This window comes from Rhizobium sp. 01N424 (genome assembly GCF_056399485.1).
Window position 1 is genome coordinate 472,223 of sequence record NZ_JBFTRK010000001.1, and the last position, 24,807, is coordinate 497,029.

20 protein-coding genes are annotated in these 24,807 nt (G+C 60.7%); 8 read left to right on the forward strand and 12 right to left on the reverse strand.

The genetic code is table 11. The annotated features are described in order from the left end of the window. Position 1: 1 nt before the first annotated feature. The 7 genes from AC1DNK_RS02440 to AC1DNK_RS02470 all read right to left on the reverse strand — a co-directional run bounded on the left by AC1DNK_RS02440 (position 2) and on the right by AC1DNK_RS02470 (position 9,863). On the reverse strand, positions 2–1,027 hold the full coding sequence (locus tag AC1DNK_RS02440; protein ID WP_477939141.1) for a polysaccharide pyruvyl transferase family protein: 1,026 nt from the start codon (positions 1,025–1,027) through the stop codon (positions 2–4). A 39-nt stretch (positions 1,028–1,066) separates the two neighbouring features. After that, on the reverse strand, positions 1,067–2,557 hold the full coding sequence (locus tag AC1DNK_RS02445) for a lipopolysaccharide biosynthesis protein (protein ID WP_477939142.1): 1,491 nt from the start codon (positions 2,555–2,557) through the stop codon (positions 1,067–1,069). 59 nt (positions 2,558–2,616) lie between these two features. Further along, on the reverse strand, positions 2,617–3,546 hold the full coding sequence (locus AC1DNK_RS02450; RefSeq protein WP_477939143.1) for a glycosyltransferase family 2 protein: 930 nt from the start codon (positions 3,544–3,546) through the stop codon (positions 2,617–2,619). A 514-nt stretch (positions 3,547–4,060) separates the two neighbouring features. Next, positions 4,061–5,620, reverse strand: a complete 1,560-nt coding sequence (locus tag AC1DNK_RS02455; protein ID WP_477939144.1) for a VOC family protein — start codon at positions 5,618–5,620, stop codon at positions 4,061–4,063. Positions 5,621–5,682: 62 nt separating this feature from the next. Then, the gene (locus tag AC1DNK_RS02460) at positions 5,683–7,305 is read right to left on the reverse strand and encodes a response regulator (protein ID WP_477939145.1); all 1,623 of its coding nucleotides are present in this window, start codon (positions 7,303–7,305) and stop codon (positions 5,683–5,685) included. A gap of 4 nt (positions 7,306–7,309) precedes the next feature. Next, positions 7,310–7,735 carry a response regulator gene (locus AC1DNK_RS02465; protein WP_477939146.1) on the reverse strand — a complete coding sequence of 142 codons (426 nt, stop codon included), beginning with the start codon at positions 7,733–7,735 and terminating at the stop codon, positions 7,310–7,312. Beyond that, positions 7,722–9,863: a sensor histidine kinase gene (locus AC1DNK_RS02470; protein WP_477939147.1), complete on the reverse strand. Its 2,142-nt coding sequence runs from the start codon at positions 9,861–9,863 to the stop codon at positions 7,722–7,724. Before AC1DNK_RS02470 ends, AC1DNK_RS02465 begins: the two co-directional genes overlap by 14 nt. Before the next feature lie 188 nt (positions 9,864–10,051). On the opposite strand from AC1DNK_RS02470, the gene AC1DNK_RS02475 reads away from it, so the two are divergent. The 3 genes from AC1DNK_RS02475 (at position 10,052) to AC1DNK_RS02485 (ending at position 12,044) form a co-directional block, all read left to right on the forward strand. Beyond that, entirely contained in the window at positions 10,052–10,429 is a 378-nt protein-coding gene (locus tag AC1DNK_RS02475; protein ID WP_477939148.1) for a response regulator, read from the forward strand. Positions 10,430–10,887: 458 nt separating this feature from the next. Next, positions 10,888–11,592 carry a response regulator transcription factor gene (locus AC1DNK_RS02480; protein ID WP_112387566.1) on the forward strand — a complete coding sequence of 235 codons (705 nt, stop codon included), beginning with the start codon at positions 10,888–10,890 and terminating at the stop codon, positions 11,590–11,592. Positions 11,593–11,606: 14 nt separating this feature from the next. Continuing rightward, on the forward strand, positions 11,607–12,044 hold the full coding sequence (locus AC1DNK_RS02485) for a response regulator (RefSeq protein WP_477939149.1): 438 nt from the start codon (positions 11,607–11,609) through the stop codon (positions 12,042–12,044). A gap of 4 nt (positions 12,045–12,048) precedes the next feature. On the opposite strand, the gene AC1DNK_RS02490 is transcribed toward AC1DNK_RS02485, so the two are convergent. From AC1DNK_RS02490 to ybaL, 4 genes are all read right to left on the reverse strand, one after another. Then, complete coding sequence (locus tag AC1DNK_RS02490; RefSeq protein ID WP_477939150.1) at positions 12,049–12,750, reverse strand: sensor histidine kinase; 702 nt, start codon at positions 12,748–12,750, stop codon at positions 12,049–12,051. 94 nt (positions 12,751–12,844) lie between these two features. Then, the gene (gene secD / locus AC1DNK_RS02495) at positions 12,845–15,400 is read right to left on the reverse strand and encodes a protein translocase subunit SecD (RefSeq protein WP_112387569.1); all 2,556 of its coding nucleotides are present in this window, start codon (positions 15,398–15,400) and stop codon (positions 12,845–12,847) included. A gap of 86 nt (positions 15,401–15,486) precedes the next feature. Beyond that, positions 15,487–15,864 carry a hypothetical protein gene (locus AC1DNK_RS02500; protein WP_310292980.1) on the reverse strand — a complete coding sequence of 126 codons (378 nt, stop codon included), beginning with the start codon at positions 15,862–15,864 and terminating at the stop codon, positions 15,487–15,489. A gap of 57 nt (positions 15,865–15,921) precedes the next feature. After that, entirely contained in the window at positions 15,922–17,718 is a 1,797-nt protein-coding gene (gene ybaL, locus AC1DNK_RS02505; RefSeq protein ID WP_112538613.1) for a YbaL family putative K(+) efflux transporter, read from the reverse strand. Between the two features lie 79 nt (positions 17,719–17,797). Here ybaL and AC1DNK_RS02510 point away from each other — a divergent pair, with 79 nt between their 5' ends. Next, positions 17,798–18,061 carry a helix-turn-helix transcriptional regulator gene (locus AC1DNK_RS02510; RefSeq protein WP_112513973.1) on the forward strand — a complete coding sequence of 88 codons (264 nt, stop codon included), beginning with the start codon at positions 17,798–17,800 and terminating at the stop codon, positions 18,059–18,061. Between the two features lie 8 nt (positions 18,062–18,069). Here the strand turns inward: AC1DNK_RS02510 and AC1DNK_RS02515 are convergent, their stop codons facing one another. Continuing rightward, positions 18,070–19,500 (reverse strand): ArnT family glycosyltransferase, encoded by a 1,431-nt coding sequence (locus AC1DNK_RS02515; protein WP_477939153.1) that lies wholly within the window; start codon positions 19,498–19,500, stop codon positions 18,070–18,072. Positions 19,501–20,144: 644 nt separating this feature from the next. On the opposite strand from AC1DNK_RS02515, the gene AC1DNK_RS02520 reads away from it, so the two are divergent. The 4 genes from AC1DNK_RS02520 to AC1DNK_RS02535 all read left to right on the forward strand — a co-directional run bounded on the left by AC1DNK_RS02520 (position 20,145) and on the right by AC1DNK_RS02535 (position 24,804). After that, entirely contained in the window at positions 20,145–21,776 is a 1,632-nt protein-coding gene (locus AC1DNK_RS02520; protein WP_477939155.1) for a methyl-accepting chemotaxis protein, read from the forward strand. A gap of 63 nt (positions 21,777–21,839) precedes the next feature. Continuing rightward, the gene (locus AC1DNK_RS02525) at positions 21,840–22,136 is read left to right on the forward strand and encodes an STAS domain-containing protein (RefSeq protein ID WP_112387575.1); all 297 of its coding nucleotides are present in this window, start codon (positions 21,840–21,842) and stop codon (positions 22,134–22,136) included. Next, positions 22,133–22,498, forward strand: coding sequence for a chemotaxis response regulator CheY1 (cheY1, locus tag AC1DNK_RS02530; protein WP_003570362.1), 366 nt, complete (start codon positions 22,133–22,135; stop codon positions 22,496–22,498). The genes AC1DNK_RS02525 and cheY1 overlap by 4 nt, the downstream gene beginning before the upstream one ends. 17 nt (positions 22,499–22,515) lie before the next feature. After that, complete coding sequence (locus AC1DNK_RS02535; protein WP_112387576.1) at positions 22,516–24,804, forward strand: chemotaxis protein CheA; 2,289 nt, start codon at positions 22,516–22,518, stop codon at positions 24,802–24,804. Positions 24,805–24,807: the final 3 nt, after the last annotated feature.

The window sequence follows — 24,807 nt, forward strand, 5'->3', positions numbered from 1 at the left end:
GTCAGGCGACGGCCGCCGGCTGCATGCGCCGCGCATCGAGAATGCCAAGCGCTTCGTCGACGGTTGCCGCGATCGCGGCCTTTTCCGCATTGTTGCAGGTGCCCCACGCCTCGATGAAGCTGCTGGTCTTGCCGTAGCTGTTGTCGAGCACGCAATGATCGGCACCGATCAGCACGCACATGATATGGCCGTGCATGCGGTCGGTGATCACCTGCCGGGCAGAACCCAGCAGCGCCACGCCGCGGTCGAAACGCTGCTGCGCCCGCTCGCGATAGGCAAGCTCGGTCATCCGGGCACGTCCGCCGATGCGGCCGGAGAGCAGCCCCTTCAGGATCGCGGCACGCTTCGTCTGCTTCTGGAAATCGGCAGGCTCATCCGGCCAGTCTGATTTCACCGTGCCCGGGCGGCTGGTCGCCGCCGTCAGGTCTTGCGGCGCACCCACTTCCTGGTCCTCGCGCAGATTGAGCAGAAGCTCGTGCTGCGGCGCCGGGCGGGTGACCGGGCCGATGCAGAAGGCCATGTCGGGGCAAAGCCTGACATCGCACTGGAACCAGCGCTTGGCGAATTCGAAGCTCTTATGGTCGCGCACCAGCAGCGTGAAGTTACCGTGCTTCTCGATCGCGCGGGCGGTGCTGTCGATACCAGCCTGTTCCCTGAAATGGATGGTCTGCGGCATCTGAACGATTGGCCGGCCCTTGTACTTCGTCAGCATGTCCTCGCGGAACTGACGGTAGCCCGCCCAGATATCCCCAAAATTGCCGCCACCATGCAGGAAGATGCGGCCATCGCCGATCGCTGCCAGCATGCGCTCGTCGTCATAGGTGGGAATTTCGGTCACATAGGCCGGTCGCGTCTTTCGGCGGTCGAAATAGGCAAGCTCCCCGAGCCAGATGGCGCTGTCACCGATATTGTAGTGGTTCGGGAAATCGAGCAGCGCAAAACGCTCGGCCGGATCGACGAGGTCGGAAAGGCAATTTGCGATCAGTCCCTGAAGGCGGTTGATGATCGTAATGTTGGTTTCCTGCATATAAGGCTCCTGTTGAAGAGTCTGGCCCAGCCCCGGCGGCTAGGCCTCGGCCCGCTTTCCGAACGGCAGCAAAGACTTGCCGAGCGCGATGTAAGGGCGGATGGCGGATCTGCCGAAGACCGGCAGAAAGGCGAGATAGACGACGGCGCCGAGACCGATGCTGAGACCAAGCGACAGCCAGCGGCTCTGCAGGTGTTCGACGATGAGGGGATGTGCAAACCAGACGCAGACCGCCATGACGGCGCTGCCGCAGAAGGGCAGGGCGACCGACTTGAAGGTGCCGAGCGAGTCGATGCCGGCATAGCGATGCAGCACATATTGCTGGTAGGGCATGGTCAGCCAGGCGCGCAGCACGTAGCCGGCGGCAACGGCGAGGATGCCGTAGGGCACCAGCAGCCAGGTCAGTAGCAGGGTCGCGGCAAACTGCAGCGCCGCGACCGAGAGGATCGATTCTGCACGATTGACCGCCGACAGCGCCGACGAGGCGAAGAAGTTGGTCACGAACGGCACCGACATCAGGACCAGCACGGTGGCGATATCGCCGGCATTGCCCCACTTGTCGCCGAACAGCAGGGCGATCATGTCGTTGGACAGCGCCCCGAAGCCGAAGAGCAGCGGAATGGTGCCGAGTGCGGCGGCGCCGACGATCTTGTTGTAGGCGTTGCGGAAGGCAACGCGATCGTTCTGCAGGCGTGACAGGGTGACCAGCGAGACGCTGCCGATCGGCGCCAGAACGGCCTGGCCGATCAGCTCGATCAGCCGCCAGGCGATACGGTAACGGCCGACTTCGACGGCGCCGTACCAGCGCGAGATGAAAATGTCCTGGACGCGGGCGAGCAGCATCCACATCAGCTGGGTGACGACGAGGCTGACGCTGAACAGGAAGACCGAACGGAACTTCGCGACATTGAACCGCAGGCGCGGCATCCAGGGATAGGCGACCCAGCCGAGAACGACAGTGACCGCCGCGTTGACGGCCGTCTGGGCGACCAGTGCCCAGATGCCCCAGCCGAGATAGGCGCAGACGACGGCAGTGATGCCGGAGAGCAGGCTGGCTGCGATGCTCTGCGCCGCAAGGTTCTTGTGGCCGAATTCGCGGGCGAGACGCGCATTGTGGATGACAGCCAGCGATGAAATGGGCAACAGCGGCGCGAGCCAGCGGAGAATGCCAGACACGGATTCGTCGCGCACCAGTTCGCCGTAATAGGGCGCGAACACGAAGACCACGGCGGCAATGATGGCGCTGAACGCAACCGTTGCCCAGAAGCAGGTATCGGCAAGCTCCTCATCGAGATCCAGCTGCCGGGTGATGGCATCGCCAAGCCCGGCATAGGCTAGCACGCGGCCGATTTCGACGAACAGGCTGGCGAGCGCGAAAGTGCCGAAGTCGCCGGGTCCGAGAATGCGCGCCAGAATGACGAAGATGATGAAGGTCGCAATCGTGCTCCAGGCCACACGGACAACCGACCAGAGCACGGATAGTGCCGTCTTCTTCTTCAGATCGGCATGCGCAACTGCATGTTCTGCCATTCATCATCCTATCGATTGCGGCCGAAGCTTGGGTCGTCGGCGCAAAGAGTGTGCGGGTGTCAGGTGCGGATTGCGCTGGGCGACTTGCGGCGGGTGCTCTGCCAGTAGGCGATCATTCCCGTCAGGTTGTCCCGGAGCTGACGGCGATAGGTCAGCCCCATCTCCTTGCTCATCGGCTCGCCGCCGATCGCTTCGCGGACAGCCTGGCGGATATCCCAGCGCAGCATGCCGCGCATGTTCGAGCGCTTGTCGAACAGATATTTCGCGTAGAGCGCACCGTTGCCGAAGGCATAGCCGGCGTGCAGGCGGTGGATATCCTCGATCTTGCGGCGGCCGTGGAAATGCTTGACTACCAGCTCGGGCACATATTCCACCCGGATGCCGGCATTGAAGGCGCGGTGAATGTAGTCGGTATCCTCACCGGAGCGGAATGCGGCGCCAGCACCGAAGCGCGGATCGAACTGGCCGACGCGATCGACCAGTGCGCGTGGGAAAACCATGTTGCAGCCATGAATGAAGCCGCCGGCATGCAGCTCGTTGTTCAACACGGCCGGTTCCAGCTCCGTCTTGATGGTGACGGGGAGGTCGCGGGCATCGCCGAGCTCGACCCTGCCGCCGCGCATGACGATCGCATCGTCGGCGTCAAACAGAGCCGCGATGGTGGTGAAGTAATCCGAAAACACCTCGCAATCGTCATCCGTGAAGGCCAGCAGACGGCCGGTTGCCGCCGCGATGCCGGAATTGCGGGCATTGGCCAGCCCCGGCAGCGTCTCATGGACAAGATTGGTGTGAAGAGGCGCGACAGCCGCCCACCGGCGAAAGACCTCGGACGTATCATCCGTCGAGCCATTGTCGACAAACACGAGCTCCAATTGCAAATCGCCCGCCTGCCGGGCGGCATTCGCAATGGCATCCAGGCAGTTCAACAGGCCGCCAGCCCGATTTCTCGATGAGATAATCAGGCTGATATCAACGGGCCGAGGAGGCATGCAATTTCCCCTTCTGCGATCGATGTCCGGGCCAAGATAGGTCTGATATCAGAACTCGGCAAGGACTTTTTGCAATGCAGCAAAATAGAACAGGCGCAGAAGAAACAGAAAGAATGAGGTAATTTATAGGCGAGTGAATTTTAGGCAATTAAATGCACGAATGTATTGTCGATCTATTGTAATAAATCGTGATAACTATGGTTACAATTGCTGATTTGATATTTTCGCTATCGTTAGTCATTGAAATTATCGTGTAAGTACGCAGGAATTCTGCTGTAATATAAATAGAAATATGAGAATTTTACATGACGAGAATGCCGTAAAATATCTCCCTTTCTTCGATGCCGCTTTGCGCTGCACAATAGAGAGTTGCAGCCGGTGAAGGCCGAAGATTTAGCGCATGGCGCGCAGTGTAAGCCAAGCTTTCCGCCGGTGATCGCACCGGAAAAGCTTCCGCAAGAGTAGGGATGAGAGAACAAATTCCGTCATCGCAAGTCTTTCGCGCTGCGGCTTGCTACTGGCTTTCCTTCAACAGCCATTGCTGAATGATCGGCACATCGGCATCGCCGAGATCGTGGCCGCCGGGGATGACGTCCGAATCGACGGTGGCGCCCGAGGTCTTCAGCCGTCCCTCGAGATCGTTGGCATATTTTCCATAGGCGTCGGTCTTGCCGCTGATGACGAGCAGGTCTGTGCCTTTGAGATCGGCATGCGGATAGTTCGTTAGAACCGGCATGGAGCGCAGCAGAACCGCCTTATGGATCAGCGACGGGTGCAGGTAGATCAGCGAGTTCAAAAGATTCGCGCCGTTGGAATAGCCAACGAAGACGATCTTCTTCGGATCCAGTCCATAGGATTTGACGGCGCCGTCGATGAAGGCGGCAAAGGCTTCGGCTTCGCTCTTGATGTCGTCCTGGTCGAAGGAGAAAGGTGTTATCCGCTTGTACCAGCGCGGAAAGCCTTCTTCCGTCGCCCGGCCGCGCACACCAAGCAGCGTTGCCCGCGGCGCGACCTTGTGCAGCAGCGGCATCAGCGTCGTCTCGTTGCCGCCGGAGCCGTGGAGGAGCACGAAGACGCTGCCATCCGGATCCGGCGGCGTGTAGAAGCGGTGCACGAAGGGCAGATCGCGGTAGTTGACCCTTGGTTCGCCAGGCATCGAGAACTGCGGCAGAACGACCTTGAGATCCTTCAGATCCTTGATCGAATCCTTCGGCGGCAGAAAAAGCTTGGTGCCGAGCGTCGGCGCCGGCTCATCCACCAGCATGCCCGGCTTGTCGGTCGCAAGCTCGATCAGCGTGCCGCCCGGTTCGCGGACATAAAGCGATTTGAAATATTTCCGGTCATGCATGTTGGTTGCCGAGTCCGTCGACTTGGCAAGTGTGTCATGAACCGATGTCAGCTCAGCCTCATCCGCGGCGCGAAAAGCAACGTGATCGATCGTCCCCGTGCCCGGCGCACCGGACCAGAAGCCTTTTGCGTTGCGCACATCCACGACATCGCCGGAATCCGAGACCAGCCTGTCGATGGCGCCCTTGTTTGCCTGGAAACGATAGCCGAAGTGGCTCTCGATGAAGGCGCGGCTGGCATCGGGCGTTTCGGTCAGCATCGTCGCGCCGCGGATCCGCTGTACCGCATGTTCGATCGGAACCGGTCCGTCCGCCCAGGCCGCAGCGCTTTTCAGGTCCTTGTTTCCGGCAATCTTCAGGATGATGTTGTCGGGATCCTTGAAGCGCAGCACCGGCTCCCCGAATTCATCGGCCGGGCCTTCCATGCGGATCCCGAAGCTCATAGCCCGCGTCAGCCAGTAGCCGATGCTTGTCGGGTCGATCGCCAGCGCGATCTCGCTGATCTGGCCGAAACCGGCGCGCCCCTGCGAGCCGTCTTCCCACGCGAGGAATGTCAGCAGTGAGCCGGGTGTACCCTCGCCATCGCCATAGAAGAGATGCAGCTGGGTTTCGTCCTCGAAACCGGCGGTCTGCTTGACGAGCCGCATGCCGAGAAAACCGGCATAGAAATCCACATTCGCCTGCACTTTGCGGGTGATGGCGGTGATGTGATGTATGCCAGAAATCATCGAAAGCGGTCCGGATTGCATGGGAGTGGCGAGAAGCGCCAGAACTAATGCGGATACTAAAGTCATACCAGTGCCGTTGGAGATTGCCTCGATTGTTCTACACAAAGAACTAGGGCATCGCCGCGCGGCTGCAATTCCAAACTGTCGACATCTGCCAGCGCCTGCTCCAGCTGCTGCAGCGTCGGCGGCTTGATCATATAGGCAAGAGCGCCGAGTTCCTTGGCCCTCTGCATGTCGCTCTCGTCGCTGGATGTGCTGAGGATGCAGACCGGTATCTGCTTCAGCCGGATATCGGCCGAAAGCGCGTTCAGCACCTCAAAACCGTCCATGATCGGCATGTTGATATCGAGCAGCATCAGGTCGATCGGCGGCTGGCTGAGATCGATCGCCCGCTCCTCCAGAAGCCGCATGGCCTCACGCCCGTTGGTCGCCACATGCAGGTTGAAGCTCACTTTCTCCCGCCGCATCAGCTTGAGCTTCAGAAGCTGGATGTCGGCGGGGCTGTCTTCGACGAGAAGCACTTCGGCAAGACGGCCCTTGGCTTCCTGAGGCTGTTCTATTGCCCGGACCGCCTGCGGCCCCGTCTGCGCTGCAGCCTCGGCGGACATGCTGTTTGCGAGCGGCAATTCGAGCACAAAGGTCGCGCCGCGTCCGGTCTTCGCCTCGCACCAGATCGAGCCGCCATGCAACTGCGCAATGCGGCGGCAGATCGCCAGCCCAAGCCCCGTTCCCTCGATCCCGCGTCCGACCAGCCGTTTGAAGGGCTGGAAAATCAGTTCGCGATGATCAGGATCGATGCCCGGTCCATTATCGCTGACCAGCAGGCGGCAGAGCCCGCTACCGGCGGCCTCGGCGCTGACATGCACCTGAGGGCGCTGGTCTTCGCAATAGCGGATCGCATTGGAGATCAGGTTTTGCATCAGCTGGATCAGCAGCGTCCCGTCGCCCATAACCTCCGGCAGATCGCCGCTGACGATGGTTGCCTGCCTGCTCTCCATCTGCTGGTGCAGATTATCCTCGACCTGCCTCAAAACGGCGGTGAGCGAGATGGGTTTCAGTTCCAGTTCCCCGGAGACATCAAGCTTGGTGAAGCCCGAGACCTTGACGATCAGGTCTTCCATATGGTCGGCGGCACTCAGGATATAATCGAGAAGCTCGCGGTCCTCGGCTGGCAGCGAAGCCGAGCCGTGCAGGATCTTGCTGAAGGACTTGATGGTGCGCAGCGGCTCCTTGAGGTCGTGCGCCATCGCTCGGGTAAAGATCTCGAGCGATTGCCGCTTCTGCTCCAGCTTCTTCTCCAGCGCGCCATGCATAACGGCATTCTGGACGCAGCGGTGCAGCGTCTCGGGCGAAAGCGCATCCTTGGTCAGGTAGTCGCGTGCCCCGTTCTTCATCACCTCGACGGCGACAGTCTCGTTGCCCTGTCCTGTCAGCATGATCACATTGGCGGCCGGATCGAGCTTCAGGATTTCGGCAAGCACCCCAAGTCCGTCGCGGCCGGGCAGCGAATAGTCGAGCAGGATGCAGCTTGGCCGCTTGCTGGCGGTAAGCTCCAATCCTTGGTCGCCAGTCTCGGCCTCGGCTACCACGTAGTTCGTTCCGGCGACGCGCGACAGCATTCGCCGGTAGACTTCGCGGTCGTCGATATTGTCGTCGATGATCAGTACCAGGCAGTCTTCCGCCAATCGTTCAATCCTCGTGCGGCAGGATGGCAATCTCGAACCAGTATTCCTTCAGCCGCTGAATCGCGGAGAACAGTCCGTCGAGATCGACAGGTTTCTGCACATAAGTATTGGCGCCGAGTGCATAGCAGCCTTCGATGTCACGCTCGTCGTCCGATGTCGTCAGAATAACCACCGGGATCTTGCGCCACTGCGGATTGGATTTGATAGCCTCAAGCGTCTTGCGGCCGTCGAGGCCCGGCATGTTGAGATCGAGCAGGATCAGGCCGGGGCGCGGGTTCATGCCGGCAAGCTCATCGAGCGCATCCTGGCCAGAAGCGGCCCAGCGGATCGGGTTGCGCAGGTTGGTGCGCTTGAAGGCACGCATCGTCGCCTCGAAGTCGTCCTCGCTGTCTTCGACAATCAGGATCGGCTGCATATCACGCGGCTGCATTGTGGCCCTCTCTGTTGCTTCCCAGCGTAAAGTAGAATGTGGTGCCTGCACCCATCTCGGACTCCAGCCATATCTCGCCATTGTGGCGGCCAATGATCTTTCGCACGAAGGTCAGTCCGGCCCCGGTTCCATCATCCGAATCCTGCGATTTTTCAAGCCGTTTGAAAATCCGGAAAATGTCCTCGTAAAATTCCGTCGCGATGCCCTTGCCGTTGTCCTTGACGAAAAACACGCCGCGCGCCGTTGCACCATCTTTGCCGGTGTATTGCTCCAGATAGCCGATGGTGACCAGCGGCTCCGGCTTGTCGTTATATTTGACGGCGTTGGTCACCAGGTTCCGGAATACCTCGGTCAGCCGCGTCGCGTCGCAGACAACCTCGGGAAGCTCGCCGTCCACCACGACCCGCGCGTGCCGCTCCTCCAGAAACACTTCCAGCGTCGCCACCACGTCCTTGATGACGAGATTGATGTCGGTGCGCTTGACGGCTAGCTGCTGGCGTCCGATGCGGGAGAAATAGAGAAGATCGTTGACGAGCTTCTCCATCCGCTGACTGAGCCGCACCAGCCGGTTGAGGCGGCGAACGCCGTCCTCGTCGAGCTGGTTCTCGTAGTCCTCGAGCAGGAAGCGTGAGTGATTATGAAGCCCGCGCAACGGCTCCTTCAGATCGTGCGAGGCGATATAGGCGAATTCGTCGAGGTCCTGGTTGCTGCGCTCCAGATCGGCCGTATAGGCTTCGAGCTGCGCCAGAGTCGTCTTCAGCCGCTCCTGCTGCTGCACCCTGTCGCTGATGTCGCGCACGATGCCGACGAATGTCCGCGCGCCGCTTGTCGGAACCACGCTGACGGACAGATCGAGCGGAAACACCACGCCATTCTTGCGGCGGCCGGACACCATGCGCGTCGTGCCGATGATCCGTTCCTCGCCGGTCTCATGGTAGTGCTGCAGGTAATGGTCATGCTCGGAGTGATAGGGCTCCGGCATCAGCATGTTGATGTTCTTGCCGAGCGTTTCGGATGGCAGATAGCCGAACATCTGTTCGGCCGCCGGATTGAAGCTGGAGATAACGCCGCGCTGGTCCATGGTGATCACGGCATCCGGCGTGTTGCGCACCAGTGAGCTGAAGCGGATGCGTTCGGTCTCCAGGCTGGCGCTATTGCGCATGTAATTGTGAACGAGATAGCCGATCAGCCACAGCAGGCCGATAGTGATCGCGCGGTTGGCAGCCTCGGGCCAGACGACCGTGTCGCTATGGTTGACGGCGAAGAAGCCGAGAAGGATGAGGACCGTGCAGACGAACGCCAGGTAGAGCGGTGCGTTGCGATTGCCGAACCAGAGGGCGGTCAAAATCAGCGGCACGTAGAGAATGCCGTTCGCCACCCCCAGCGGCGTATAGAGGTCGGCGAGCAGTCCGGTGAAACAGACGACGCCCGGGATCCAGAGCGGCACGCTGGCGCTGCCCTGCGGCTGGCGCCACCAGGCGGCGGCCAACAATCCGCCGCCGAAGAACGTCACCCCGATCGACGTATGCAGCGCCATCGCCGCATAGGGACCCCAGCGATAACCCTCCTCGGCGCTGGTGACGTAAGCAGCGAAGGCGACCATGCCGAGCGTGACGATCACATAGCCCGTCAATTCCTGGAGAAGGGGAGCCCTGTCATCCTTCCAGTTCCGGCCGGCAAGCAGCGCAAGATTGCCGATCAGGAAGCAGAGCGTCGTATTCGGCCCCATGCCGCCGCCGATCAGGTCGGAAAATTCCCGCGAGACGAGGAGGTTGGTCAGCACGCGATCGACCATATGCGAGGTGCGACCGAGCGAGATGATCTCGGCAAACCGCGTCACGGTGATTGCCGCCACACACAGCGAGATCAGGGACGCCGCAATGTTCAGACGCCGCCGCTTCGATACCGATCCCGCCAATGCCAGACCGGATAGCACGAAGCAGAGCGCCGTATTGAACGCCATCGCCGGAAATTCCGGCACGACGGAGACGATGACCTCGACTTCCAGCAGCCAGCCGGTGATCGCGCAGATGCCGAGAAGCGTGATGAGCGTTCCGATGGCAATCGCGGCCACGCGGTAGCGGCCCTTCTTCTGCGCTTCGTCCCTCAAGCTGGCGGCATTCCACACGCGGTCGATCCTCCTCAATTCGGGTCATCTTTTCCGAAATGACCGAATACACAATAGGAAACGTAAGGTTGTGTACGTCTTTCCTCTGCCGATTCAGGGGAGGTTGATAACGATTCTTAGCGAAGTATCTTTATTGTCGCATCGCGAAACAGGCGGGACATCGCCGGTGGCGACTGGGTGAAGCAGCTATGCCTTTGATATTCTACATCGATGATAGCAAGGATGATCTCTTCTATCTCGAATACATGCACCGGAAGGGCGCCTTCACCGCCGAGCTTGTGTCGTTCTCCCAGGCGCAGCCAGTCTGGGAGATGCTGGAGGCGCGTCATGCCACGGGCGAGCCGCTTCCCGATCTGCTGATCGCCGATCTCTACATGCCTCTCGACGACGGCCTTGCTTTGGTGCGCAAGGTCAGCCTCGATCCCCGCTTCGCATCGGTGAAGCTTGGCATATGCAGCGGTTCGGATGCCGATGAGGACCGGGAGCGCTCGATGGAAGCCGGCGCCCATATCTACCTGCAGAAGCCTTTGAATTTGAACGATAGTCTTCTCAATCAACTGGTGTAGGCGCCAGTGCCCGGACAAGCGGCAGCGCGCTGAAACGCCAATTGACAAGGCTTGTTCAGCGTCCCAAGATACAACCAAGAGGAAGAGGAGTGATTTGAGCGCTGAGAGAGCCGACTGACCCATATTCGCCGCCACGAACTTCAGCCAACCCCTTAGCTGAATGGATCTATCGGCTCTCTCGCGCTTACTTCCGGCACTTTTCCCGCTACTCATGAGATCATGAACAACGAAAAATGCGATACCTAGGTAAGACTACGATTTCAGTATATCTGCCTTTGCATCACTTGCGGTTGAGAAATTGATGGGCTTGTTTGCCTTGGGATACTGGGAAGTCCCCGTCCCGTTATCCCCATCAACTGTCTCGGTTTTTTTGTAACTGTTCGCGTTTAGGACGTATATCCCAAGATTTCGGGATGGTGTGGAGTGACTTCTGGAAGTTTCGAGGTAAGGTTGCCGGAATGACCAATGCTGCGGCTGTTCCTTTTCATACTGGGCCCGAGCTGAACCGGGCCATCAACCGGACCGATTTCTTCCGCTTGTTTAAGGCGGCGGCACACCACTACCATTTCGACAATTTCGTTCTGGCAAAGATTTCCGAGGCGGCAGCGCCGTTCGGAGAGCGTGAAATCGTCATCACCAACGTGGCGGAGCGGCGTGCGACGCTGTTTATCCGGACACTGAAGGAGGCGCTGGGGGCGATCAAGGCGAAATCCGCGCAGTTCCTCACGTCACCGGTTTTCGGCAAGAGCGCGCAGCTGGAAGGCTATCCCGCCGATCTGGTGTTCAACGAATTCAACGGCAACACGTTTCTGTTGATTCCGCTCTTTACACCAGAGGGGCGGCGATACTGTCTGGTGCTCAGCGGCGTTCGCCAGGAGCCGGACCAGAGCGAGATCGCCGACGTCCTGCTTGACGTCATGCGTATCTTCGACAAGCTGTACGAGGAAATCTTGACCCAGGAAATGTCTGGACGTCTGACGCAGCGCGAAGCCGAGATCGTCAAGTGGACGAGCGAAGGCAAGACCTCTGCTGAGATCGCCATCATTCTGGGTTTGTCCGAGCATACGGTGAATTCGCATATTACGGCGGCAGTCAGAAAGCTCGACGCGGTCAACCGCGTACACATGGTAGCCATAGCGCTCCGGAACGGGCTCGTTTCGTGACCGGAGGGGATGGTATGGCAGCCGATACAAGCGCCGGGCGGACCGTTAAGGTCCTGTTCGTGGACGACGAGTTCATTGAATTCCGTTCACTGAAGAAGAAGATCGGCAGCCTCTCGGAGCCGGCCGTCGATGTCGAATACGCCCAGTCGATCGGTGACGCCCTCGAGAAGATCAAGGCTGCGCGCTATGATCTGATCCTGCTCGATAACCGTCTGCTTCCGAATGCCGATTTCCGCGAGACGGTGCCGGAACTGCGCGGTATCGGCTATACCGGGCCCATCGGCGTGATCTCGACCGATATATCGGACGGGTACTTCCAGCAGTTCCCGGATTACGGCGTCGATTTCCGCATCGGCAAGGATGAGATGGATGCGCGGACGCTGCAATATATCATCCGCGAATACGTGACCTACGACGTCCCGGATTTCTGGAAGGACGACTATACGATCTGACGGCTCAGGCAGGCAGACGGACTTCGAACCGGCTGCCGCTGGCGGATGATGCCGCAAGCGTCACCGTGCCGCCGAGAGCCGCGGCCAGCTCACGGCAAGCCGTCAAGCCAAGTCCCGGCCCGGGAACTCCTCCGGCTTTTGGCAGCTTCCAGAACGCCTCGAAGATGCGGGCCTGATGCGCGGGATCGATACCCCTGCCGTTATCTGCAACGGAAATTAAAAGTTCTCCACCATCCCGCAGCGCTGCGACCTCCACCCGAAGGTCCTCTCGCTCGCCATGGGCGATCGCGTTGACAAAGAGCTGCTTCAGCACGGCCGTCAGCAAGGTGGGGTCGGTTCGCAGTTCCGGCAGCCCGCCGTGAGCCAGCAGGGCTTTGCTCTCTGGAAACTCCGCCGTGGCTTCAGACCACGCGGTCTCAGAAGCGATGGTCAGATCCACATTCTCGCGTGCGGCTTGCGGGGTGCCTGATGCAAAAGTCATCAGCGCCTTGGTCAGCTTCTGCGCCGTTTGCACCTTTTCGAGAATGGTCGTCAGGCTTTGCTTCTCGTCGGCGCTGATCCGGCCTTCGAGATCTTCAAGCAGGATTTCCGAATACATGGCGATGTGACGGAGCGGCGACTGCAGGTCATGAGAGGCCACGGCCAGGAAGCGGCGGATCCGCTCCTCGGCGCTTTTACTCTCTTCCGGCGTCGTGCTGGATGACATGGCGGTATCTCCCCTCGACCTCGGGAGCACCATAGAAAGCGGGCGCCGGTTCTGCAACTGGCGCCCGCCTCAAGCTTTTGTTAGCAACCAGTTTTTAGCCGATCGACTTGCGCGGCTCTGCCGGTGCCGGAGGAATGATCTCGGCTTCCGGCTTGGCATCCGCTGCCGGCTTGGCGTGGCGGCGGCGCCAGTCGCCAAGGAACAGCAGGATCGGGGCCGCGATGAAGATCGACGACGCGCCGGCAACGAGAATGCCGAACACCATCGGGATCGCGAAACTTTCGACGGCACTGCCGCCCCAGATCGCCATCGGCAGCAGCGCGAGGAAGGCCGTCGCGTTGGTGTAGAGGCTTCGGGCCAGCGTCTCGTTGATCGAGCGGTCGATGATCTCGCGCAGCGGCATCGACTTGTAGAGACGCATGTTTTCGCGCATGCGGTCGTAGACGACGACCTTGTCGTTCACCGAGTAGCCGACCAGCGTCAGGATTGCCGCGATGGCGGTCAGGTTGAAGTCCAGTCCGGTCAGCGCGAAGAAACCGATCGCCTTGGTCACGTCGAGAACGAGCGTGACGATGGCGCCGACCGCAAACGGCCATTCGAAACGTGCCCAGATATAGGCGAGCATCGCCAGGCTGGCGATGACAACAGACAGGATGCCTGCCCATGCGAGTTCGCCGGAGACCTTCGGGCCGATGACGTCGGTGCCAGTCACGGTTGCCGACGGATCGATCTTGACGATCTCGTTCTTCAGCTTCTCGACAGCCACGGTCTGGGCTTCCTCGCCACCGTCCTGGCGCTGTGCGCGCACGGCCATGGTGTTGTTGTCACCATAGGACTGCAGGGAGACTTCACCGAGGCCAAGGCTGTTCAGGCCTTCGCGGAACTTGCCGAGATCGGCCGCCTCGGTCGTCTTGACCGACATCTGGATACCACCACGGAAGTCGACGCCGTAGTTAAGGCCCGGATGGATGAAGAGGATGACGGATGCGATCGACAGCAGCGCCGAGACGCTGACGCCGAAGAAGCGTGCCTTCATGAACTGGATGTGGCGGCCGTAGGGGTTGAACATCATCGGCAGCAGCGGCTTGATGTTCAGAACCTTGAGTTTCTGGCGGCGGGTAATCTCGATCATCGTGACGCGAACGAAGGCGACCGAGGTGAACATCGAGATGATCAGGCCGAGAGCCATGGTGACGGCGAAGCCGCGGACCGGGCCGGAGCCGAACCAGAACAGGATGGCGGCGGCAATCAGCGCCGTCATGTTGCCGTCGATAATCGTGGAGTAGGCGCGGCGGAAGCCGGTGTCGATAGCGGCAAAGGCGCTCTTGCCCTTGCGCGTTTCTTCACGGATGCGCTCGTTGATCAGAACGTTCGCATCAACGGCCAGACCGATGCCGAGCACGATACCGGCAATACCCGGCAGCGTCAGCGTCGCGCCGACCAGCGTCAGGGCGGAGAAGGTCAGGATCGTGTGGATCAGCAGGGCGAAGTTCGCGAGGAAGCCCCACTTGCCATAGAGGACGAAGATGAAGAGGGCGACAAGGACGAAGCCGACGATGCCCGAATAGATACCCATGCGGATCGCATCGGCGCCGAGGTCGGCACCGACGGTGCGTTCTTCGATGACGGTCAGCTTGGCGGGCAGGGCGCCGGCGCGCAGCATGGCGGCAAGCGTCGTTGCGGTATCCGCCGAGAAGCTGCCGGAAATCTGGCCGGAGCCGCCGGTGATGGGTTCGCGGATGACTGGGGCGCTCAGCACCTTGTCGTCGAGAACGATGGCGAAGGGGTTGCCGACATTCTGGCGGGTGATATCGGCAAAGCGGGTTGCGCCGGCGCTGTCGAAGCGGAAGCTGACGATCGGCTCATGCGTGTTCGGGTCGAAGCCGACGCGGGCATCCGAGAGGCGGTCGCCGGAGATTTCGACGCGGTCTAGAACCGGATAGCTCTCGCCCTTGTCGTCCTTCAGCATGGTCACACCAGGACCCGGCTGGTTGTTCGGGGCAAGCATGTGGAACGACATCTTGGCGGTGGAGCCGAGGAGCTGGCGCAGACGCGACGGATCCTGCGCGCCCGGCAGCTGCACGAGAACGCGGTTCGCGCCGATGCGCTGGATCGTCGGTTCGGCAACGCCAACCTGGTCGACGCGCTGGCGGATGACTTCAAGGCTCTGCTGAACGGCGGAATCGACATGGCTTGCGAGACCGGCCGGCGAGAAGGCGACGATCACGTTGCCACCGTTGGTCGTGACCGAGAGATCGGACTGACCAGCGCTGAGGCCTGTGCTGATCGGGTTGCCGAGCGTCTGCAGCTGGGTAACGGCTGCGCCGCTCTGTTCCGGATCAACAGGGGTGACGACGATCTGGTTGTTGTTGAGAACGATCGACTTCGTCTGGATGCTCTTCTCGCGCAGAACGCGGCGGGCGTCCTGCAGCAGGGTCTGCAGCCGTTCCTTGGTCAGATCGGCTTCGTCGACTTCGAGAACGAGGTGCGAGCCGCCGCGAAGGTCGAGGCCGAGGGAGACCTGGCTATGCGGCAGCCAGGCCGGCAGCTTGCTGAGGGTGCTTTGCGACAGCACGTTCGGCAGCGCGATGATGAGGCCGAGCACGATGATCACCGAATAGGTGAACACCAGCCATGGTGAATTGCGCATTCTATCTGATCCTTGAATAAAAGTAGGCCGGCGCAAGGCGCTGGCTGTGTCTCTGCATGTTCTTGAAGCGCGAGTGGCGCGGAAAATCAGGCGAGCGGCGGTGCGCGAGGCTGATGGGCCGCCGTGGCGGCGGGCCGGGTGGCCGTATCGGTGACGCCCGCAGTCGCAGGTGCCGGCCATTCGGCGAATTCGAGATGTGGAAGAAGCGGCAACGCGGCTGCATCGGAATCGTGCAGCGTCTGCTTTGGCGCGATCTTGCGGTCGGTAGCAAGCAGCCCGCGAACGGCTTCACGCGCCGTCAGCTGCAGCGGCTGTGTTTCCTTGCCCGGTGCGCTCAACGCATTGTTGGTCTGGGAATCGGGTCCGAGAATAAGGTTGCCGCCAAGCAGCAGGCCAAGATAGGCAAAGATTGCAAGCACGAGGGAAACGGCAATGCGAGCGCTCAGGCGGCGCGCATCCGGCATTCCCTCATCATTCCTTGCGATCTCGCTCTCAAACCGGCTCAAAAGCGCAAAAACCCGTCATTCTTTCGCTGGCGGCTCTGTGACCGCTGGCGGAATTGTATCAGTCTCCGGCCCATCTTCATAGGCTGGACTGTCATGATGCACTTGAGCCAGCCGGTCAACCATTCCCATGGCGATTTCTCGTTCGCCCATGATCACGGTATCGGCGCCATACTGCTTTAACGCCTCGACCTCTGCATCCGAATGGGCACGTGCAACGATGAGGATCGACGGGTTGACCGCACGGCCGAGCTCGGCCACGTGGCAGGCCTCGAAGGCGTTCGGAATGGCGATGACGAGGCTGCGGGCGCCCGTCAGGTTGGCAAGATCGAGCACTTCGCGGGCGGCGGCATTGCCCATTACTGTTTCCACGCCCTGTGCCTTCAGCTCCTCGATCCGCTTTTCCGCATCCTCGATGACAAGGAAAGGCGTACCCGAGGATTTGAGGTTCTGACCGACGATGCTGCCGACGCGGCCATAACCGACGAGGATAGCGTGGCCGGACAGTGCCGTTGGAAGGACCTCGTCTTCGGGCTCGGCGGGTTCGGCCGGTGCAGCCTCTACAGGTGCTTCCTCGCGTTTCGGCCGCTCCAGCAGTGGCTTGATGCGATCGCAGAGATAGAAAAGCGCCGGATTGAGGATGATCGAGATGATCGCACCTGCAAGGATCAGGTCGCGGCCTTCTTCCGGCAGCAGGCCGAGATCGACGCCGAGAGCCGCCAGAATGAAGGAGAATTCGCCGATCTGACCAAGGCTTGCGGAAATCGTCAGCGCGGTGCTCACGGATTTCCGGAACAGCAGCACGATCAACAAGGCCGCCACTGATTTTCCGATAACGATGATGAAGACGGTGGCCAGAACCGGCAACGGCTTTTCGATCAGGATGTTCGGATCGAACAGCATGCCGACGGAAACGAAGAACAGAACCGCGAAAGCGTCGCGCAGTGGTAGGCTTTCCTGGGCGGCGCGGTGGCTGAGCTCGCTTTCGGCGAGAACCATGCCGGCGAAGAAGGCGCCGAGCGCCAGCGAAACGCCGAACATCTTCGAGGCGCCGAAGGCCACGCCGAGCGCGATGGCGAGAACGCCGAGGCGGAAGAGCTCGCGCGAGCCGGTATGAGCGATGCGATGCATCGTCCAGGGGATCAGCTTTCGACCGAAGATCAGCATCAGCGCCACGAACAGCGCTACTTTGACCAGCGTCATGCCGATAATGCCGCCAATGCCGAGATCGAGGCCAAGCAGACGGTTGAGACCAGCAGACAGCGGCTCCACCGTCGCATGCTCACCGCCGCCGATGCTGGCGGCAGCAGGGATGAGAACGAGCGCCAGAACCATCGCAAGGTCTTCGACGATCAGCCAGCCGACGGCGATCTTGCCGCGTTCCGTCTCGACGAGTCGCCGCTCCTGCAATGCTTTGAGAAGGACGACTGTCGAGGCGACGGAGAGAGCGAGACCGAAGACCAGACTGCCGCCCGTCGGCCAGCCCATCAGCCAGCCCAGACCCCAGCCGAGCAGTGTCGCAAAACCGATCTGCACGATCGCGCCGGGAACCGCGATGCCGCGAACGGAGAGGAGGTCTTTCAGCGAGAAATGCAGACCGACGCCGAACATCAGCAGGATAACGCCGATTTCGGCAAGTTCGGGCGCGAGGTTCTGGTCAGCCACATAGCCCGGCGTATGCGGGCCAACGAGGATACCGGCGAGCAGGTAACCCACGAGCGGCGGCAATTTCAGCCTGTTGGCAATGGCGCCGAAGATAAACGCCAGCACGAGACCCCCGACAATTGTCGAAATCAAAGGTGTATCGTGCGGCATCGCAATCTCCCGATCTGGCATTCCCGTTCAAAACATGACATATATGGCTTATGTTGACCAATATGGGTGACTTAAAATCATGGGTCAAGGCGCGAAAGAAACAATTCTGACGCCTGCTTTATGCCGCGCAGCACGTGGCCTGCTCGATTGGACGCAGAGCGACCTTGCAGACAAGGCCGCGGTCTCGCGCAGCACGATACGCGACTACGAGGGACGGCACCACGAAATCCATAGGGCGACCGAGGCACAGCTGCGCCTCGCCTTCGAGGATGGCGGCGTGAAATTCGTCGATGTCGAGGGGGCGGGGACCGGCCTATGCCTGCCCCCGCGAAATGCCGGTTAAGCTATCTGCTAGGATTGCTCGTCAAAGCAGGTGCCCGGCGTCTTGTAGGCATAGATAGTCTTGCCGCGATAGTAGCCATTGGCGGGCTGCCAGCTCTTCACGAGCTCAGCGGTGCCGCCATTGGTGCAGGTGAGTTCGTAACGGCTGACGAACAGCACCGGCTCCTGAGATCCCGCCGGCAGGGCAAAATTCTGCTCGTAGTAGCTCTTCGGGAAATCGGCCGGCGGCCGGGCGTAGATCTTCACTGGATCGGCGCGCAGCGTGTGGAACATGTCGGCGATGAAATCGCGGTTGTCGGTGACGATTGCCGCGGCGCCCGCCTGCTTCGCCAGCTCGGCGGCCTCGCGGCTGATATCGGCACGGCCGAGATAGCGTTTCATGATCTCATTGCCGCCGGGCAGCACCAGTTGATGCGCGAAGATCGTTGCCAGCGGGAAGACGATGCTCGCAAATGCGCCGATGCCGAGCGAGATCTTGAGGCCCTTCGGCCATAGCTGCGCAAGGATGGAGACGGCAAGCACGGTGCCTGCGACATAGGCCGTGACGCCCCAGTTCGCCTCGGCCTTGGCGACGAAAGCCTGCAGCGTGATCAGGAAGACGACCGGCAGCGAAAACCAGACGAGCAGTTTTTCGGTTTCGCTGCTTCTGCCTCTGATCATCCGCCATGCCGCCCAGAGCATCGCGAAGAAGATGATCGGTCCGACGACGCCGAATTGTGCGGCGAAGAACTCGCCGGCTCCGGCGAAGTCGAGCTTCATCTGGTCCCATTTGGCGATGTCTTCGGTGTGGCGTACGGTGGTCGCATCATGCGTGAGGTTCCACCAGAGGTTCGGCGCCGCAAAAACAAGCGCCGTCACCACGGAAATGAAGAAGTCGCGCCAGGCGATGCGCGCGGCCGGCACGAACAGCAGGGCGATGAGCCCGCCGGGAACGACGAAAAGGATCGCGTATTTGGAAAGGAACGAGCATCCGAACGCCGCTCCCATCAAAAGCGCCAGGCTGATCGACGGCTTTTTCGTCAGGCCCGCATAGGCCCAGAGGCCGATCGTCATGAAGAACAGCAGCACGACGTCAGTGGAGAAGAACACGGAAGACAGCGCCACCGCAGGCATCGTCACATAGATCGCGCCCGTCCAGCCTTCGATCTCGGGACCGGCGAAGCGCTTGGCAAGCTTCATCAGCAAAACGGCGGTTGCCGCATGCACGATCGGGCCGCCAACGCGCACCCAGAAGATATCGCTCGACCCGCCAAGAGCGGTGAAAGCGCGGATGAACCAGGCGATCATCGGCGGCTTCGAATAGTAACCGAAATCGAGATTTTGCGACCAGAACCAGTATTGCGCCTCGTCGACGAAGAAATCCGTCGTGTCGAAATGCAACGTCACAATGCGCCACAAGGTGACGGCAAGAATGATGAAAAGGCCGGTTCTGGCTGACATATGGTACTTCCGCTGGTTAAGGCGCCTGCCATACATCAGCCGGGCAGGGCTGCCAACAAGGGCAGCTCAGAAAGCCGCACTATGCCGCAGCGAAAGGCTTTTCAGAGAACGCGCAGATCGCTTGAGCCGCGGCGTGCTTCGATTTGATCGAGCAGGGCAACGGCGGCCAGCGTAGCGATTGCGATGAGGCAGGATCCCAGTCCGAGAACAATCATTGCTCTATCCTTAACGACATCATGTCATGTCTTAAGGGTGGGATATAACACAAAGCTTGCGCAGGACTTGTAGCATGCCTGCAACTCCTTGGGACTATTTCGTTTGTAGGCTCAGGAATGCTTTTAAAAGCTTGGCTGATTAAAATCCGCATTAACCTTCAAGCAAGGAATTAACCATAAACATTGCGATACACGTCGGAATGGGAAATGTTGCTCGTTCCCACCAGGCATGACGCCGTCCCGCCGTACCGGCTCGATCCGGTATCCATCTCTTTTCCGAAACAGATTTCTGTTGATGGGAGACGCCTGTTCTCCGGCCATATGCCGGTGACAAGGGCCTCCCTGCATTGTGCTCGTCGGATGGAGCAAAACGGTTTTTTTCACCGGACAAGGTCCGGATGTTGTTGGGGACAGGCATTGCGGCAGGATATGCCATCAGATCAGGCCAAGGGCGCACAGGCAGGCAGCCTCCGCGACCGCCTGCGCTTTGCCGGCCTCGATGCCGAGCAATGCGAGCTTGTCCGCCGTCACCGCCCGCTGCTCGAAGGCCAGCTGAAGAGTGGCCTGCGCGATCTCTTCCAGCGCTTCCAGGCTTTCCCTGATGCGGCAGAGAATTTTCAGAACGACCGCCAGCTCGACCGGCTGCACGACCTGCAATCATCGCACTGGGATGTGCTGACCGATGCCCGGTTCGATAGTCTCTATGCCGAGCGCGTCAAGGTTCTGTCCGATACCGAAAGCAAGATGGGCCTCGATCCGCGCTGGCACGTCGCCGGTCACGGCGTCATGCTGGAGCATCTGATCTCGGGCCTCGCGGGCGATCTTGTCGGCAAGCCGCTGCTTCCAGGTGCAAAGCGCCGCGCCAGAGAAATCGCCGGGATGATGACCGCGATCATCCGCCTGGTCATGGTCGATGTCGAAATCGCCGTGTCGCTTCGCTTCAATGCTTTGCGCGCATCGCAGGCACATCTGCTCTCGGAACAGCGCGCCAAGGACAAGGACGACGTCGCCCGCATTTTCGCCGATGTCATCGACGGTCTCGTCGCCCGCGATCTCACGGTGCGCGCACCTGTCGAGAGTGACGGCGCTCATGCCGAAATTGCCGCCGCTCTCAATGGTGCGCTCGACACCCTGCAGACAGAGTTCACGCAGATATCCGACCGGACACAGAGAGCAGAGCTATCGACGCGCTCGCTCTCCGATGTCTCGAAGGGGTTTGCTGGACGCGCCGCCGGGCAAGCTGACGAGCTGCAGTCGTCGGCCGCTGCACTACAGGCCATCGCCGAAAGCGTCCGTCAGGGTGCAGCGGGAAGCCACGCTGCCGAACAGGCCGCGGCCTCGACGCGTGTTGCCGCCGAGGAAAGTGGCGCTGTCGTCGGCCGGGCGATATCCGCCATGGCCGATATCGAGCAGTCGGCGGAAAAGATCGGCCAGATCATCGGCACGATCGACGAGATTGCCTTCCAGACCAACCTTCTGGCGCTCAATGCCGGTATCGAAGCGGCGCGCGCCGGTGATTCCGGCCGCGGCTTTGCCGTCGTCGCTCAGGAAGTCCGGGCTCTGGCGCAACGTTCGGCGGAAGCAGCCCGTGAAATCAAGACGCTGGTCTCTACCACCAAGGCGCAGGTCGATGCCGGCGTACAGATGGTCGGCCGCACGCAGGATTCGATCGGCAGCATCGTCCGCCAGGTCACCGGCATCAACGAGGCGATCACCACGATTGCAGCAAACACAGGTGAGCATGCGGCGAGCCTCGATGCGCTGACCGGTGACGTGAAAAGCCTCGGGGCCGATGTTGCGGCAAGCGCAGGCGTTGCCCGCAATTCGGCCGATGGCGCCGACCATCTGCATACCGTCATCCTGGAGCTCGGCCAGACGATCCGCGAATTCCGTATCGCTCGCGAAAATGCGCAGCCGGTGCGCCAGCAGATCGCCCGTCCGGCGGTCCAGCCGCGTGTCGAGATCGCTGCCCGGCCGGTGACGCTCGACGAGCAATACGACAACGAAGATTTCGGTTTTTCCCGCCAGGTTTCAGGCCTCGGAGGGCGGAATGTTTACTAACCTATCTGAATATGAGGGCCGCTCGCATTCGAGGGCGGGACACAAGGAAACAAGGACAGGCTGATGGCAGCGAAGAAGAGCGGCAAGACGCTTAATCTTGCAGCGATACTCGACCTCAATGAAGCGGCGCCACTGCGCGACAAGCTTCTTGCAATGCGCGGTAGCGACATCGTCATCGATGCGTCCAGCGTCGAGCGGGTCGGCGGTCTGTGCACGCAGGTATTGCTGGCAGCAGAGAAGACCTGGGATCAGGACAAGCTGTCGTTCAGCTTCTCGAAGATGTCTGATGCATTCGAAAAAACCATGCAGCTGGTCGGCGTCGATGTAGACCACCTGCTTGCCAAGGAGATCCGGCAATGAAGAAAAAAGTGCTTACCGTGGATGACTCACGGACGATCCGAAACATGCTTCTCGTGACGCTCAACAATGCGGGCTTCGAGACGATCCAGGCGGAAGACGGCGTCGAGGGCCTCGAAGTCCTCGAAGAATCCAACCCTGACGTCATCGTCACCGACATCAACATGCCGCGTCTCGACGGTTTTGGCTTCATCGAAGGCGTTCGCCGCAACGAAAAGTACCGTGCGATTCCGATCCTGGTGCTGACCACCGAAAGCGACGCTGAAAAGAAGAACCGTGCCCGCCAGGCCGGTGCGACAGGCTGGATCGTCAAGCCTTTCGACCCTGCCAAGTTGATCGATGCCATTGAGCGTGTAACCGCTTAAACCCAGGAACTTCTCCTATGGATATGAACGAAATCAAAGAGATCTTTTTTCAGGAGTGCGAGGAACAGCTCGCCGAACTGGAATCCGGTCTGCTGAAACTGAATGATGGCGATCGCGATCCGGAAACCGTCAACGCGGTGTTCCGTGCCGTCCACTCGATCAAGGGCGGCGCTGGCGCCTTCGGTCTGGACGATCTCGTCGCCTTCGCCCATGTGTTCGAGACTACACTTGATTGCGTTCGTTCCAACAAGCTTGAGCCTAACCAGGACGTCCTGAAGGTCATGCTGAAGTCGGCCGACGTTCTGGCGGATCTGACCAACGCTGCCCGCGACGGCGGCAGCGTCGACGAAACGCGCAGCCGCGGCTTGGTGAAGGAACTTGAAGCGCTGGCGCACGGCGAAATGCCGTCGGCCGCCGCTGCTGCCGAAGCCCCGGCCCCGAAGCCTGCCGCAAAGCCCGCTCCGGCACCGGTTGCTGCAGCGCCCGTACCGACCGACGACAGCGGCTTCCAGCCGATCCCGTTCTCCTTCGGCGATTTCGGCGATGAAGAAGAAACCGGTTCCGATCTGCCGGCCTACGAGATCGTCTTCAAGCCGCGCTCGGATCTCTACTCGAAGGGTAACGACGCCACCCTTCTGCTGCGCGATCTTTCCCGCCTCGGCGAGATGAGCATCTACTGCAACACGGACGCTCTCGTCGGCATCGACGAGATCGACCCGGAAGCGGCCTATTTCTTCTGGAACGTTACGCTCCGCACGGACAAGGGTGAAGACGCCATCCGTACCGTCTTCGAATTTGCCGAGTGGGATTGCGATCTGACGATCACCCCTGTCGAAGACGCCAAGGCTGCCGAAGCTTCCAACGACGAACTGCCGATGGTGCCGGTTCCCTTCGATCTCTCCGTTCTCGACGAAGGCGCTGAAGCACCTGCCGAAACGGCAAAGTCGGATGCCGCTGCTGCTGTTGCCGCCGCGGAGACGGCTTCCAACGTCACGCAAATGGCCGCTGCAGCTTCCCGCGTCGAGAAGAAGGAATCGGCCGCCGCTGCCAGCGCTGCTGCCGCAGCCGCTGCCCAGAACAACGCCGCTGCCGCCAGCGCCGGCCAGACGATCCGCGTCGATCTCGATCGCGTCGACCGCCTGATCAACCTCGTCGGCGAGCTCGTCATCAATCAGGCGATGCTTTCGCAGAGCGTCATCGAAAACGACGCGACCGGCACGTCTGCCGTCAACATGGGCCTCGAGGAGCTGCAGCAGCTCACCCGCGAGATCCAGGACTCGGTCATGGCGATCCGCGCGCAGCCGGTAAAGCCAGTCTTCCAGCGCATGTCGCGTATCGTCCGCGAAATCGCCGACATGACCGGCAAGTCGATCCGCCTGATCACCGAAGGTGAAAACACCGAAGTCGACAAGACGGTCATCGACAAGCTTGCCGAACCGCTGACGCACATGATCCGTAACGCAGTCGACCACGGCGTCGAGAGCCCGGAGAAGCGCACGGCGCTCGGAAAGAATCCGGAAGGCACGGTTCGCCTGACGGCAAAGCATCGTTCGGGCCGCATCCTGATCGAACTCGCCGACGACGGCGCCGGCATCAACCGCGAAAAGGTCAAGCAGAAGGCAATCGCCAACGAGCTGATCCCGGCCGATGCCAACCTGTCGGATGAAGAAATCGACAACCTGATCTTCCTGCCGGGCTTCTCCACGGCCGACAAGATCTCCGATATCTCCGGCCGCGGCGTCGGCATGGACGTCGTCAAGCGCTCGATCCAGGCGCTCGGTGGCCGTATCAACATCACTTCGAAGCCGGGCCATGGATCGGTCTTCACGATGAGCCTGCCGCTGACGCTCGCCGTCCTCGACGGCATGGTGGTCACGGTCGCCGGCCAGACGCTGGTCGTGCCGCTGACGGCAATCGTCGAGACATTGCAGCCGGAAGCGGCTGCGATCCACTCCTTCGGTGCAAGCCATCGCCTGATCTCGATCCGCAACTCCTTCTGCCCGCTGGTGGATGTGGGCCGGATCCTCAACTTCCGCGCCACCCAGGCAAATCCTGTCGAAGGTGTCGCCCTGCTGGTGGAATCCGAAGGTGGCGGCCAGCGCGCTCTGATGGTCGATGCCATCCAGGGTCAGCGCCAGGTGGTCATCAAGAGCCTGGAAGCCAACTATACCCACGTTCCGGGTATCGCGGCTGCAACGATCCTCGGAGATGGCCGCGTGGCGCTCATCCTCGATGTCGATGCGGTGGTCGGCGCATCGCGCGGCCAGGCCCTGAAGCAAGAAATCTCCTTGGCGGCGGCAGGTTAAGAC